The organism is Flavobacterium daejeonense DSM 17708 (assembly GCF_000425425.1).
Lineage (GTDB): Bacteria > Bacteroidota > Bacteroidia > Flavobacteriales > Flavobacteriaceae > Flavobacterium > Flavobacterium daejeonense.
In genome coordinates this window covers 161,685-176,285 of sequence record NZ_AUDK01000007.1, presented here as the reverse complement: position 1 = coordinate 176,285, position 14,601 = coordinate 161,685, and the positions used below count along the sequence as shown (strand labels likewise).

9 protein-coding genes and 1 rRNA gene are annotated in these 14,601 nt (G+C 33.7%); 9 read left to right on the top strand and 1 reads right to left on the bottom strand.

Annotated features, from left to right (window positions below; genetic code table 11):
- Nucleotides 1-170 precede the first annotated feature (170 nt).
- Nucleotides 171-279, top strand: a 5S ribosomal RNA gene (gene rrf, locus H599_RS0108305).
- Nucleotides 280-344: 65 nt separating this feature from the next.
- Here the strand turns inward: rrf and H599_RS0108300 are convergent.
- Complete coding sequence (locus H599_RS0108300) at nucleotides 345-989, bottom strand: endonuclease III domain-containing protein (protein ID WP_026713708.1); 645 nt, start codon at nucleotides 987-989, stop codon at nucleotides 345-347.
- Nucleotides 990-1,397: 408 nt separating this feature from the next.
- On the opposite strand from H599_RS0108300, the gene H599_RS0108295 reads away from it, so the two are divergent.
- The 8 genes from H599_RS0108295 (at nucleotide 1,398) to lon (ending at nucleotide 14,576) form a co-directional block, all read left to right on the top strand.
- The gene (locus tag H599_RS0108295) at nucleotides 1,398-2,822 is read left to right on the top strand and encodes a glycogen synthase (protein ID WP_026713707.1); all 1,425 of its coding nucleotides are present in this window, start codon (nucleotides 1,398-1,400) and stop codon (nucleotides 2,820-2,822) included.
- Nucleotides 2,819-4,099 carry a glucose-1-phosphate adenylyltransferase gene (locus H599_RS0108290; protein WP_026713706.1) on the top strand — a complete coding sequence of 427 codons (1,281 nt, stop codon included), beginning with the start codon at nucleotides 2,819-2,821 and terminating at the stop codon, nucleotides 4,097-4,099. The genes H599_RS0108295 and H599_RS0108290 overlap by 4 nt, the downstream gene beginning before the upstream one ends.
- Nucleotides 4,100-4,165: 66 nt before the next feature.
- The gene (gene glgB, locus H599_RS0108285) at nucleotides 4,166-6,070 is read left to right on the top strand and encodes a 1,4-alpha-glucan branching protein GlgB (protein ID WP_026713705.1); all 1,905 of its coding nucleotides are present in this window, start codon (nucleotides 4,166-4,168) and stop codon (nucleotides 6,068-6,070) included.
- A 193-nt stretch (nucleotides 6,071-6,263) separates the two neighbouring features.
- Nucleotides 6,264-8,660 carry a glycoside hydrolase family 31 protein gene (locus tag H599_RS0108280; RefSeq protein ID WP_026713704.1) on the top strand — a complete coding sequence of 799 codons (2,397 nt, stop codon included), beginning with the start codon at nucleotides 6,264-6,266 and terminating at the stop codon, nucleotides 8,658-8,660.
- Between the two features lie 33 nt (nucleotides 8,661-8,693).
- A complete protein-coding gene (locus H599_RS0108275; RefSeq protein ID WP_026713703.1) occupies nucleotides 8,694-9,512 on the top strand; it encodes a M48 family metallopeptidase in 819 nt (272 codons plus the stop codon).
- Between the two features lie 127 nt (nucleotides 9,513-9,639).
- A complete protein-coding gene (locus H599_RS0108270; RefSeq protein ID WP_026713702.1) occupies nucleotides 9,640-10,974 on the top strand; it encodes an MFS transporter in 1,335 nt (444 codons plus the stop codon).
- A gap of 35 nt (nucleotides 10,975-11,009) precedes the next feature.
- A complete protein-coding gene (locus H599_RS0108265; RefSeq protein WP_026713701.1) occupies nucleotides 11,010-11,900 on the top strand; it encodes a DUF6252 family protein in 891 nt (296 codons plus the stop codon).
- Between the two features lie 225 nt (nucleotides 11,901-12,125).
- Nucleotides 12,126-14,576 (top strand): endopeptidase La, encoded by a 2,451-nt coding sequence (gene lon / locus H599_RS0108260; RefSeq protein WP_026713700.1) that lies wholly within the window; start codon nucleotides 12,126-12,128, stop codon nucleotides 14,574-14,576.
- Nucleotides 14,577-14,601 lie beyond the last annotated feature (25 nt).

Here is a 14,601-nt window from a genome sequence, read left to right as displayed (position 1 = left end):
GAGGGGAAACTTTCTAATCCGTCCTTCGACAAGCTCAGGATGACAATTTGAATTATTTATCTCAGTATGTTAAGATATTAGCTCGACGCGAGCAGTCTCAAAGACGAAAGTCAAAAGTCATAAAGTGAAAACTTTAGACTTTAAGACCTTAGACTTTAGACTAATAACCTTAAGGTGGTTATTGCGGCGGGGCTCACCTCTTCCCATCCCGAACAGAGAAGTTAAGCCCGCCTGCGCAGATGGTACTGCATTTTGTGGGAGAGTATGTCGTCGCCTTTCTTTGAAAACCCTATCCAAAGCGGATAGGGTTTTTTGTTTTATATGTATTTTTGAGGCGAAGAATATTAGATAAGTTGCTTGTCAGGATATTGACAGTTTTTGTTTAGTGGACATTTCTGGCATTTGGGAAGTGGTCTGCAAATTTCTCTTCCTAAAAAAGAGAGAGCTATTCCAATATTATTCCATATTTCCCTTGGCAATTCTTGCATTAACAATTGTTCTGCTTTGATACCATCTTTTGTAGATTTAATAATTCCGATTCTTGGAGCAACCCGAAGCACATGCAAATCAGTCATTATCCCTTCAAAAGGAATGTTGAATTCTTTTAAAATAGCACCGGCAGATTTACGTCCGATGCCTTTTATGTTGAGTAAATCTTTTAATGTGAGAGGGATTTTTGAATCTTCTTTAATGATTTTTGCAGCATTAATTATCCAAATTGCTTTATTTTGGTGGTGTTTTACTTTGTTGATGTATGCTGTTATCTGATTTTCGTCTGTTTTTGTCAGGCTTTTGATATTTGGGAATTTGTAAAAGAAATTTGGAGCAATTTTGTTGATATTTTCATCAGAATCCTGAGCTGATAAAATTACCATTATAAATAATTGGTATAAATTTTTGTAGGCTAATGGATGTTTTTGATTACTGTATTTTTCTAAAATTAGATTCAAATTTTCTTTCCAATCGGTTGTTTGGTTAAATAAATTCATATCCAAATTTAATAATTTATTCTTTTTTAGATTTTTTTCTTCTGAAATTGTTATCAAATTGTTAGCTTTTTAATAAGCAGATATTTTTTAGAATTATAATTATATAATTTTAAGCATTAAATTCTGTAAAAATAATGATGGATATATAGGATTTTTTTCAAATTATTAATTTAAATGCGTTTTTAAAAATTCAGTCTTTTTGTAGGTTTAGAGCTTAAAAAAAATGTCATTTATAGACTAATATTTTTTTGAAATTCCTTTAATTGTTTTAATTTTTCACTATATTTAGAAAATACTTCATGGCAATATTTGCAATGAATAGCTCCGGTTTTATGTTGATTTGTTTGTAAATTAACGTAACTTTTTTTGAAAACATTTTTTTAACCCAAAATAAATAAAAATCAATAAATGGAAATATTTCATATTAGTGCGGAGTGTTATCCGGTAGCTAAGGTTGGAGGATTGGCTGACGTAGTTGGGGCATTGCCAAAATATCAGAGTAAGGCAGGTCATGAATTGAGAGTTGTAATGCCTTGTTATGAGACCAAATTTAGAAGTGAGAATGATTTTGAATGTGTGCATTGGGGAACTGTTAAATTAGGGAATTTTAATTTTCCTTTTAGTGTTCTTAAAGAGAAAACGGATAAATTAGGTTTTGAGTTATATCTAATGGAAATTCCGGAGCTTTTTGACAGAGCCAATGTTTATGGTTATGAAGATGATATTGAACGTTTTGTTAGTTTTCAAATTGCAACTTTAGACTGGATTATTGGAAGAGCTTCTATGCCTGACGTTATTAATTGTCATGATCACCATACGGGCTTAATTCCGTTTATGATGCAATACTGCCATAAATATCATAAGTTGTTATTGAGTACACCTGCTATGATTACAATTCATAATGGTTTATATCAAGGGCAGTTTAGTTTTGATAAGTTGCATTATTTGCCGGAATTTGATTTGAATCATGTTAAAATACTGGAGTGGAATCATTGTATCAATTCATTGGCTGTTGGAGTAAAATGTGCTGCAGCTGTTACAACTGTTTCTCCTAGTTATTTGGATGAAATTAATTATTCAGCAAATGGTTTAGAATCGCTTTTTAATCTTGTGCGTTATAAATCGAAAGGAATTTTGAATGGAATTGATACTCAGGTTTGGGATCCGGCTAAGGATAAAATGTTAGAGAAAAACTATTCTATTCAAAATTTTGAAAAAGGGAAACAACAAAATAAAGAGATACTTTGTACGCTTTTTAATTTGGATCCAACAAAACCTTTGTTCAGTTTCATTGGAAGGTTGTGGGATGAAAAAGGAGGTGATTTGTTGCCTCAGGCTTCGGCTTTAGCACTTTCAGAAAATTTTAAAAATATAAACATATTGATTTTAGGCTCAGGTAGTTTGCAAATTGAAAACCAGCTAAATAGTTTGTTGGCTGATTATAAAGGGAATTACAACACTTTTATAGGTTATAATGAAGAGTTGGCGCATTTAATTTATGCCGGTGCTGATTTTTTATTAATGCCTTCCAGAGTAGAGCCTTGTGGATTAAATCAAATGTATTCTTTGCGTTACGGAACTATTCCAATTGTGAGGAGAACAGGAGGATTGCAGGATACTGTAATTGATTTTGGAGATGATGGAAACGGAATTTGTCATGATCAGGCATCCGTGGGAGATATTTGTTATTCCATTCAAAGAGCGGTTAGTTTGTATGAAGATAAAGAGCATTTAAATAAAATTAGAAAATTGGGAATGAGTATTGACCATTCCTGGGAAAAGGCCAGTATGGAATATATAGATATGTACAACTTAATACTTAACAAAATATGAAGGCAAAAAGAAAAAACGTTATTGCTATTATCTTAGGAGGAGGGCAAGGATCAAGATTGTATCCATTGACAGAAAGCAGATCAAAGCCAGCAGTACCAGTGGGAGGAAAATACAGATTAGTTGATATTCCTATATCAAATTGTATGAATTCGGACATTTATAGGATGTTTGTATTGACACAATTTAATTCTGCTTCCCTGAATGCACATATTAAGAATACCTATGTTTTTAGTGCTTTTAGCCAGGCTTTTGTAGATATTTTAGCTGCTGAACAAACACCTGATAATCCAACTTGGTTTCAGGGTACAGCAGATGCAGTACGACAATGTATGCCTCATTTTTTGAATCATGATTTTGATTATGCCTTAATTTTATCAGGGGATCAATTATATCAGATGGATTTCAACGATATGCTTGAAGAACATATCAAAAATCAAGCTGATATTACAATTGCAACTTTACCTGTTAATGCTAAGGACGCACCTGAATTTGGTATTTTGAAAACAAACAGTGAAAGTTGTATTGAGTCTTTTATTGAAAAACCAGTAAAAGAATTATTGCCGGATTGGGTTTCAGATGTTAGTGAACAAATGAAAGCTGAAGGAAAAAATTACCTGGCTTCAATGGGTATTTATATTTTTAATAAAAAGCTTTTGGTGGATTTAATGGCTAATCCTGATACCAAAGATTTTGGAAAAGAAATTATTCCTCAGGCAGTTGGAAAACAAAAAATCCTGAGTTATCAATATGAAGGATATTGGACAGATATCGGAAATATTGATTCTTTCTTTGAAGCAAATATTGGTTTAACCGAAGATATTCCTAAATTCAATTTGTTTGATGATGTGAATAAAATTTATACCCGACCAAGATTATTGCCTCCTTCCAAATTTAAAAATGCAATGGTTGATAAATCTTTAATTTCGGAAGGTTCTATTATTAATGCTAAAGAAATTGTTCATTCCGTAATTGGAGTTCGTGCCCGAGTAGGAAAAGATACTGTCATTAAAAATACTTATGTGATGGGAAATGATTTCTATCAAAGTATTGAAGATATGGAAGAGGATACTAAAAACAATAAAATTCTGGTTGGAATAGGTGAAGGTTGTTTTATAAATAATGCTTTAGTAGATAAAAATTGCCGCATAGGAAACAATGTTTATATCAACGGTGGCAGTCATTTAGAAAATACTACTAATGATTTGTATGCTGTAAAAGAAGGAATTGTAGTTATTAAAAAAGGTGTGACTTTACCGGATAATTTCAAGATTGAATAAGTTAATTAACTGTTTTTATTTATCAATATTCTATTTTGTAAAATTTAGAATAATACCAATACGACTATGAGTAAAGTTATTTCGCATTCCCTTTTTACTGATTTTGATATTAACTTATTCAAAGCTGGAAAACATTTTAGATTATATGAAAAGTTAGGAGCTCATTTAATAGAATTAAATGGAGTTCAGGGTGTTTATTTTGCTGTTTGGGCTCCTACGGCTCATTCAGTTTCTGTGGTTGGCGATTTTAATTATTGGACACAAGGAGAACACGAGCTTTATGTACGTTGGGATTCTTCAGGAATATGGGAAGGATTTATACCTAACATTGAAAAAGGAACAAATTACAAATACAAAATACTATCTAATATTGAAGGTGTTATCACTGAAAAAGCCGATCCGTTTGCTTTTTATTGTGAAAAACCGCCGCATACTGCTTCGGTAATTTGGGATCTTGATTATAAATGGGATGATTCTAAATGGATGCAAACCCGTAAAGAACATAATGCACTTGATAAGCCGTATTCTGTTTACGAAGTTCATCTGGGTTCTTGGAAGCGTGGAGAGGGAAATCAATTTTTGAGTTATCATGATTTAGCCGAAGATTTAGTAAGTTATGTTAAAGAGATGGGATTTACTCATGTTGAGTTTATGCCTATTATGGAATATCCCTATGATCCTTCATGGGGGTATCAATTAGTTGGATATTTTGCACCAACTTCCCGTTTTGGAGATCCTCAGGGATTCATGTATTTGGTTGATAAATTGCATCAGGCAGGTATAGGTGTTATTCTGGACTGGGTTCCGTCACATTTTCCGGATGATTCTCACGGATTAGGCTATTTTGATGGTTCGCATTTGTATGAACATCCGGATCGTAGAAAAGGCTATCACCCTGATTGGAAAAGTTTGGTGTTTAATTACGGAAGAAATGAAGTTCGTTCGTTTTTAATTAGTAATGCCTTATTTTGGTTGCATCATTATCATATTGATGGTTTAAGAGTAGATGCTGTAGCTTCGATGCTTTATTTGGATTATTCAAGAAATGATGGCGAATGGGAACCAAATATCTTTGGAGGAAGAGAAAATTTAGAAACCATTAGTTTTTTAAAAGAATTCAATGAAGTAGTTTATGTTAATTATGAAGGTGTTCAGACAATTGCCGAAGAGAGCACTTCGTTCCCGATGGTTTCCAGACCAACAGATGCAGGAGGTTTAGGTTTTGGAATGAAATGGATGATGGGATGGATGCATGACACTTTAAAATATTTCCAAAGAGCAACAGTTTATAGAAAGTACCATCAAAATGATTTAACATTTTCGATGACGTATGCTTTTACAGAGAATTTTATGTTGCCTTTATCTCATGATGAAGTGGTTTATGGAAAAAAATCCATTGCTGACAGAATGCCCGGAGACGAATGGCAAAAATTTGCCAATTTACGACTTCTTTATGGTTACATGTTTACACATCCGGGAACAAATTTATTGTTTATGGGAGGTGAATTTGGTCAAATGGCTGAGTGGAATTTCCAAGAAAGTTTAGATTGGCATCTGTTGCAATATCCTGTACACAATGGAGTTCAGCAATATATTAAGGATTTGAATGCTTTGTACAAATCGGAACCTGCTTTATACGAAAAACAGTTTAGCCATGAAGGTTTTGAATGGATTAATTATTCCGATCATCAAAATGCGGTACTTTCTTATATTCGAAAAGGAAATAATCCAAAAAACGATTTAGTAGTTGTTTGTAATTTTACACAAATGGTTCGCAAAAATTACAGAATCGGAGTTCCAAGAAAAGGAAAATTAAAAGAAATTTTCAATAGCGATTTAGAAAGGTACCAGGGAAGCAATGTGTTGAATACTTCCCAATTAAAAGTGGAATCTTCTCCTTATGATGGCAGAGATTATTCGGTTGAATTGTTAGTGCCGCCATTAAGTGTGACGGTTTTTAAAATTTTATAATCTTTTTAAAAAGAGACTTATATGAATAAATAATTTAAATTGTAAAGAAGTATTAATTTTGAAGTTAATACTTCTTTTTTTTGAAAAATACTCAACTATAACGTTTTCGTGAATATAAATGCTATTATTTATTTATAAAAAGGATTTTTCGTAAGTTTGAGAGAGAGCGTAATATTAATCAAAAGGCATAGAGATGATTACAAATACTGAATTAGAATACAAAGGGGATTTATATCCGTCAAAAATAGTTTCATATACACTTGATGTCGATTCGGTCTATTTTTATACAGACAATAATGTAATTTTAAAACTGACCGTTTTAAGAGATAGTTTAATTCGTTTTCGTTTCACTACGAAAGGTTATTTTAGCAACGATTTCTCTTATGCCATTGACAAAAGTCATTCTCATGGATATAACCATTTAGAAGTAATTGAAGAGAAGAATTATTACCAAATTACGACCAATAAAATTGTATGTAAAATTCAAAAAGCTGATTTAAGAGCTTCTATTTACGATTTAAAAGGAAATGTAATTCTGGAAGATGAATTAGGTTTTCACTGGGAAGAATGTTACGAATTTGGAGGAAATATTGTAAAAATGAGTAAATCTTCCCGTGACGGAGAGTGTTTTTACGGATTAGGTGATAAAGCCACTCAATTGAATCTTAAAGGGAAAAGGGTTGAAAATTTTGCAACAGATCAATATGCATTTCAAAAAGAACAGGAACCTTTGTATAAAGTAGTTCCTTTTTATATAGGCTTACATCACAAACAGGCTTATGGGATTTTCTTTGACAATACCTTTCAATCTTTTTTTGATTTTTGCCATGAAAGAAGAAATGTAACCAGTTTTTGGGCTCATGGTGGCGAAATGAATTATTATTTTTTCTACGGTCCAAATATGCAGGATGTGGTAACTTCCTATACGGATTTGACCGGCAAACCGGAATTACCGCCATTATGGGCTTTAGGTTACCATCAGTGTAAGTGGAGTTATTATCCGGAAAGTAATGTAAAAGGGGTGGCAGCCAAATTTAGAGAATTGCAAATTCCATGTGATGCCATCTATCTGGATATTGATTATATGGAAGGGTTCAGGTGTTTTACCTGGAACAAAGAATATTTTCCAGACCCAAAAAGAATGGTTTCTGAATTAGCCGAAGATGGTTTTAAAACCATTGTGATTATCGACCCAGGGATAAAAATTGACAAAGATTATTGGGTTTATAAAGAAGCTTTAGCCAAAGATTATTTTTGCAAAAGAGCCGATGGTCCTTACATGAAAGGAAAAGTTTGGCCGGGAGAATGTAATTTTCCTGATTTTACAAATCCGGAAGTTAGAGAATGGTGGGCGGGATTATTTAAAGAATTAATTTCGGATATTGGAGTAAAAGGCGTTTGGAATGATATGAATGAGCCAGCTGTTATGGAAGTTCCTAATAAAACATTCCCAAATGATGTTCGTCATGATTATGATGGGAATCCTTGTAGCCATAGAAAAGCACATAACATTTATGGAACGCAAATGGCAAGAGCGACTTATCATGGTGTGAAACGCTTTGCATATCCAAAAAGACCTTTTATTATTACAAGATCGGCTTATTCAGGAGCTCAACGTTATACTTCATCGTGGACAGGAGATAATGTGGCCAGCTGGGAACATCTTTGGATTGCTAATATTCAAGTACAAAGAATGTCAATCTCAGGTATGGGATTTACCGGATCAGACATTGGTGGTTTTGCGGAGCAACCTTCCGGAGAATTGTATGCCCGTTGGATACAATTAGGTGTTTTTCATCCTTTCTGCAGAACGCATTCGTCAGGGGATCACGGAAATCAGGAACCTTGGGCTTTTGATGAAGAAGTGATTGATATTACCCGGAAATTTGTTAGTCTCCGTTACCAATTATTACCGTATTTATACACCATGTTCTGGCAATATATTGAAGAAGGAACTCCTATGTTAAAACCATTGGTGTATTTTGATCAGGAAGATATTCAAACGCATTACCGAAATGACGAATTTATTTTTGGAAATCAAATTTTAGTTTGTCCAATTTTAGAGCCAAATGCATTGGGAAGAAGAATGTATATTCCTCGCGGACAATGGTATAATTACTGGAATAATACTTTAGTAAAAGGAGGAAAAGAAATGTGGGTAGATACTAAATTTGATGAAATTCCTGTTTTTGTAAAAGCAGGTGCGATTATTCCAAAATATCCGGTGCAGCAATATGTAGGCGAAGTAGAGTTTGATGAATTGACTTTAGATGTTTATTATAAAGAAGGAAAAGAAAAATCGGTGGTTTATGAAGATGGACAGGATGGTTATGATTATAAAAAAGGAAGATTTAGCTTTTTGTCTTTTCAAATGACAGGAAAGGAAAAAGAAGTCAATATTCAGTTGCACAAAGAAGGGAAATATGATACCAACTATACCAAATTTAAAATCAACTTTATAGGCTTGCCTTTTGATATTAAAATTATAGAAATTGACAACGAAGAAATAACTTTTGATGCTAAAAGTTTTAAAGAAAATCAATATTTAATTGTGCCTAAGGATTTTAATGTTTTGCATATTATTGGATAATAATCGTACTTTTGTTAGTAAAATAAAACTATCATGAAAAATAATTTAGTATTTATAGGAATTGCAACTTTAGGTTTGATTTATTCTTGTGCAACAAACCCGTTGACAGGAAAAAAAACGTTGAATTTTGTTTCTAATAACGAATTGTTTCCTTCTTCTTTTCAGCAGTATGGAACTTTTTTGAAGGAAAACAAAGTAATTTCCGGTACAGCCGATGCTAAAAAAGTAGAAACGGTTGGTATTAAAATCAAAACTGCTGCTGAGCGTTATTTAGCTTCTTTGGGACAGAATGATTATTTGAAAGATTACCAATGGGAATACAAATTAGTGGATAGTAAGGAAGTAAATGCCTGGTGTATGCCCGGAGGAAAAATTGTAGTGTATTCCGGAATTTTGCCAATTACTAAAAACGATGCGGGATTAGCGACAGTAATGGGACATGAAGTTTCGCACGCATTAGCTAATCATGGAGCGCAACGTATGAGTGCTTCACAGTTGCAAACATTAGGTGCTGCGGGTGTTGCTGCTGCAACCGGAAATATGAGCGCAGAGAAACAACAAATGTGGCAACAATATTATGGAATTGGATCAAATGTAGGTGGTATGCTTCCTTTTAGCAGAAGCCATGAAACTGAAGCCGATAAAATAGGTTTGATATTAATGGCAATTGCAGGATATAATCCGGAAGAAGCAATTAGTTTTTGGACCCGAATGTCAGCTAATTCAGGAGGTCAGGCGCCGGCTGAGTTGTTAAGTACACACCCTTCAGATGCTACCCGAATTGCGAATTTAAAAGCAATGGTTCCTGAAGCCAAAGCTGTTGCAGCTAAGTTTGGTGTAGTTTTTAAATAAGATAATCAGGAAAAAAGTTATAGGCCAATTCGTTTGAATTGGCTTTTTTTATGTTTGTTGGGATTATTTTTTGAAGTTTTAGTTAAAACCATTTTTAAATAATAAATTCGTCAAAAAAATCAGAATCATGAGTCACTTAAAAAAAGGAGATAAGAAGTTGTTGAACGCCTGGGCATTTTATGATTGGGCTAATTCGGTTTATCCGTTAGTCATTACATCAGCCATTTTCCCTATTTTTTATGAAGCCTTATTTTCAAAAACAGGACATTATATAACGGTCTTGGGTTTTAGTGTGAAAAATTCGGCCTTAATTAGTTTTGTTACGGCGTTAGCCTTTTTAAAAGTAGCTTTTTTATCGCCTCTTTTATCCGGAATCGCTGATTATGTGGGAAACAAAAAGTTTTTCATGAAGTTTTTCTGCTATATGGGCGCTTTGTCCTGTATGGCTTTGTATTGGTTTGATTTAGGAAATATCTATTCAAGTTTGCTTTTTTATTTTTTAGGATTAATAGGTTTCTGGGGAAGTTTGGTTTTTTATAATTCCTATTTGCCGGATATTGCTTTTGAAGAACAACAGGACTCGATTAGTGCTAAAGGGTATTCTTTAGGCTACATTGGCAGTGTGATTCTTTTGCTTGTAAATTTGGCAATGGTAATGAAACCGGAATTGTTCAATATTACCGATGTTGCTGGAGAACCATCAGCTATGAAAGCAATGCGCTATTCCTTTGTGATGGTTGGTGTTTGGTGGATTTTATTTAGTCAATATACTTATTTTTATTTGCCAAAAGGCTGTAGAGATTCTCAACAAAAAGTGACCAAATCTATCGTTTTTAACGGATTTAAAGAGCTTAAAAAAGTTTGGTTTTTATTGGAAGAGAATGTACGTCTAAAAAAATATTTAAGCAGTTTTTTTGTTTACAGTATGGCGGTACAAACAGTAATGCTTGTGGCGACTTATTTTGGTTCTCAGGAGATTAGTTGGGAATCCAAAGAACAAAGCACTGTCGGGTTGATTATTTGTATTTTATTGATTCAGATAATTGCTGTTATTGGAGCTTTTACTACTTCAAAAGCTTCAGCAAAGTTTGGAAATATACCTGTTTTGCTATTTATAAACAGTATTTGGGTTGTTTTATGTATTGCGGCTTATTTTATAAAATTACCGATACATTTTTACATCATGGCCGCTTTGGTCGGTTTGGTGATGGGAGGAATTCAGTCTTTGTCCAGGTCAACCTATTCTAAATTTTTACCGGAAACAGAAGACACGGCTTCTTTTTTTAGTTTTTATGATGTAGCTGAGAAAATAGGAATCGTTATTGGAATGCTGGTATATGGTATTATTGATCAAATAACAGGAAGTCCAAGATTCGCTATTGTGTTTTTAGCTGTTTTCTTCATTCTTGGAGTAGTTTTGTTAAGAAAAGTACCTAAAAAAATAGTAGGAAAAATAAAATAAAAAATTATATTTGGAGTTCAAAAAAAGCTCCAATTATGAAATCTATCCAATTTAGACCACAAATTTTTGTTTTGTTTCTGGCAACATTGTTTGCTTCCTGCGTTTATGAACCTATTGATGGTACTGTAGAATCCGATCCCGGCTCAGGAGAAAATACTTCCGGTGAATTTAAAGCCGATTTTAGTGGAAAAACCTGGACAGCAGCCGAGACAGAGGTTGTTATTTCAGAAAATTTCATTGAAATTGCTGCTTTTAAATCAAATGGAGAAGTTTTTTCTTTGATTATTGAAGGGGCTTCAGAAGGTACTTATGCCGCTAATATTAATGTTTTGGCTTATGTGCCTGCAGATTCTGAGTATGGTTATTGGGGGCTTAATGATAATAATCCGGATGAAAACACAGGTTCAATTACGATTACAAAAATAGATACCGAAAAGAAAACTATTTCAGGGACCTTTCAGTTTAAAGGTTATTGGTCCGATTATGATAATCCAAGAACACCAATTCAATTTACAAATGGAGTTTTTACCGATTTACCATATATTACCGAAGCTGAAACAAATGATAGTTTTTCGGCAAAAGTAGGCGGAACCAATTTTGTGAGTACTGATATTATGGCAGAAGTTTTGGGTGTGAATACTGATGATTGGATTGCCATTGGTGCTGAAGATGCTAATATGAATGTTATTTCGGTTTCTTTAAAAAGTGATTTAGTAGCCGGAACAACCTATTCCATAACTGCAAACCGATCAACCGATGATGTTCAGGCTTCTTATGAAGATGATAATGGAGAGCATGTAGCCGTTTCAGGGAGTGTTACAATTGTTTCAATTACAGATGACAGGGTGAAAGGAACTTTTTCGTTTACAACTAATGGTTCAACATCATTTAACATAACTGAAGGAAGTTTTGATGTTGCTTATTGATTGAGAATTTAATTTTTTAGGAATTGCCCTTAAAAAGTAGTTTGCTTTTTCAGGGCAATTTGCTTTTTAGGTGTGTTTTTATGGCACAAAGATTGTTTTATAATGGATGCATAATACTGTTAATAGTGATTATTATTTGATTTTCAGTAATGTAACAGTGTGTTAATACTAACTTTGTTATTAAATGGTAAATAAATTTAATGACAAAAAGACTTAAATTTTACTATGTCAAAACATAAAATACTTACACTTGACAATTTGTCACAACAAGAATTCGATTCAGAAGCGGAATTAATACCATTATTAACTCCTGAAGATGAAGAAGAAATGATTAAAGAGCAATTGCCGGAATCTTTACCGATTCTTCCTTTGCGAAACATGGTGTTGTTTCCTGGAGTTGTAATTCCTATTACTGCGGGTCGTGATAAGTCGATAAAATTAATCGATGATGCGAATGCCGATGGTAAAATTATAGGTGTTGTTGCCCAAAAAAATGAAGATATTGAAGATCCTACTAAAGAGGATATCAATTCTATTGGTACAGTTGCACGTATTTTAAGAGTGCTTAAAATGCCTGACGGAACCACTACAGTTATTTTGCAAGGGAAAAAGCGTTTTGAAATCGAATCGATTACATCGGAAGAGCCTTATCTTTCAGCTATTATTAAGGATTTTTCAGAAGACAGACCTGAAAGTGATGATTCTGAATTTTTAGCCATATTGGATTCTATCAAAGAATTAGCAATCCAAATAATTAAGGTGAGTCCTAATATTCCGAGTGAAGCTACTTTTGCTATAAAAAATATCGAAAGTCAGTCTTTCCTAATCAATTTTGTGACTTCTAATATGAATTTATCTGTTAAAGAAAAGCAAGATTTGTTAGCAATCAATAATTTAAAAGACAGAGCTTTAGAAACTTTAAAATATATGAATGTCGAGTTGCAGAAATTGGAACTTAAAAACGATATTCAGTCTAAAGTTCGTTTTGATTTAGATCAGCAACAAAGAGAATATTTCCTGCACCAACAGATGAAAACCATTCAGGAAGAATTAGGTGGTTCGACTCAGGAGGAGGAAATGGATGAAATGTTAGTAAAGTCTAAAACTAAAAAATGGGACGAAAAAACGCAGCAGATTTTTGAAAAAGAACTGACTAAAATGCGTCGCATGAATCCGCAGGCTCCTGATTACAGCATTCAAAGGAATCACTTAGAATTGCTGTTGGATTTGCCTTGGAATGAATTTTCTAAAGATAATTTTGATTTAAAAAATGCTCAAAAAATTCTGGATAGAGATCATTTTGGATTAGATGAAGTAAAGAAAAGAATGATTGAGCACTTGGCTGTTTTGAAGTTAAGAAACGATATGAAATCGCCAATTATTTGTTTGACTGGACCTCCGGGAGTGGGAAAAACTTCTATCGGACGTTCGGTTGCTGAAGCTTTAGGTCGTGAATATGTTCGTATTTCTTTGGGTGGATTACGCGATGAAGCAGAAATTCGCGGTCACAGAAAAACCTATATCGGAGCGATGCCCGGAAGAATTATTCAGAGTTTGAAAAAAGCAGGAACTTCTAATCCGGTTTTTGTTTTAGACGAAATCGATAAATTATCGAATAGTAATCACGGAGATCCTTCATCTGCTTTGTTAGAGGTTTTAGATCCGGAGCAAAATAGTGCTTTCTACGATAATTTTGTAGAATTGGGCTATGATTTGTCTAAGGTGATGTTTATCGCTACTTCAAATAATATGGGCGCTATCCAGCCGGCATTAAGGGATAGAATGGAAATCATCAAAATGTCAGGTTATACCATCGAAGAAAAGGTTGAAATCGCTAAACAACATTTGTTTCCGCGTCAGTTAAAAGAACATGGGTTAACTTCGAAAGATTTGACCATTGGTAAAAAACAATTGGAAAAAATTATTGAAGGATATACCCGTGAATCAGGTGTTCGTGGTTTAGAAGCCAAAATTGCACAGGTGATTCGTAATGCGGCTAAATCTGTAGCAATGGAAGAGGAATACAATAAAAAAGTAACCGACGAAGATATTGTAAAAGTACTTGGTGTTCCTCGTTTGGAGCGTGACAAATACGAAAACAATGATGTTGCCGGAGTAGTTACGGGATTAGCCTGGACAAGTGTCGGAGGGGATATTTTGTTTATAGAATCTTTGCTTTCGCCGGGAAAAGGAAGTATGAGTATTACCGGAAATTTAGGCAATGTTATGAAAGAATCGGCAACGATTGCTTTGGAATATATCAAAGCCAATGCGGAGCAATTAGGTTTGAATCCGGAAGTATTGACTAAATATAATATTCATTTACATGTACCGGAAGGAGCAACGCCTAAAGACGGACCAAGTGCCGGAATTGCGATGTTGACTTCTTTGGTTTCTTTGTTTACACAAAAAAGAATAAAGAAACACATTGCAATGACCGGAGAAATTACGCTGAGAGGAAAAGTGTTGCCGGTAGGCGGAATCAAAGAAAAAATCCTGGCTGCTAAAAGAGCTAATATCAAAGAAATCATTTTATGTCACGAAAATAAAAGTGATGTAGATGAAATCAAACCGGAATATTTAAACGGTGTTACTTTTCATTATGTAAAAGAAATGAGCGAAGTTTTGGCCATTGCTATTACCAATCAAAAAGTAAAACACGCTAAGAAATTGTAAAATACAGCTTTTAATAAGTCTTGTA

Excerpts from the sequence above, each read along its gene's own strand:
- H599_RS0108300 (WP_026713708.1), bottom strand. The coding sequence starts at position 989 with ATGAATTTATTTAACCAAACAACCGATTGGAAAGAAAATTTGAATCTA.
- H599_RS0108295 (WP_026713707.1), top strand. The coding sequence starts at position 1,398 with ATGGAAATATTTCATATTAGTGCGGAGTGTTATCCGGTAGCTAAGGTT.
- H599_RS0108290 (WP_026713706.1), top strand. The coding sequence starts at position 2,819 with ATGAAGGCAAAAAGAAAAAACGTTATTGCTATTATCTTAGGAGGAGGG.
- glgB (WP_026713705.1), top strand. The coding sequence starts at position 4,166 with ATGAGTAAAGTTATTTCGCATTCCCTTTTTACTGATTTTGATATTAAC.
- H599_RS0108280 (WP_026713704.1), top strand. The coding sequence starts at position 6,264 with ATGATTACAAATACTGAATTAGAATACAAAGGGGATTTATATCCGTCA.
- H599_RS0108275 (WP_026713703.1), top strand. The coding sequence starts at position 8,694 with ATGAAAAATAATTTAGTATTTATAGGAATTGCAACTTTAGGTTTGATT.
- H599_RS0108270 (WP_026713702.1), top strand. The coding sequence starts at position 9,640 with ATGAGTCACTTAAAAAAAGGAGATAAGAAGTTGTTGAACGCCTGGGCA.
- H599_RS0108265 (WP_026713701.1), top strand. The coding sequence starts at position 11,010 with ATGAAATCTATCCAATTTAGACCACAAATTTTTGTTTTGTTTCTGGCA.
- lon (WP_026713700.1), top strand. The coding sequence starts at position 12,126 with ATGTCAAAACATAAAATACTTACACTTGACAATTTGTCACAACAAGAA.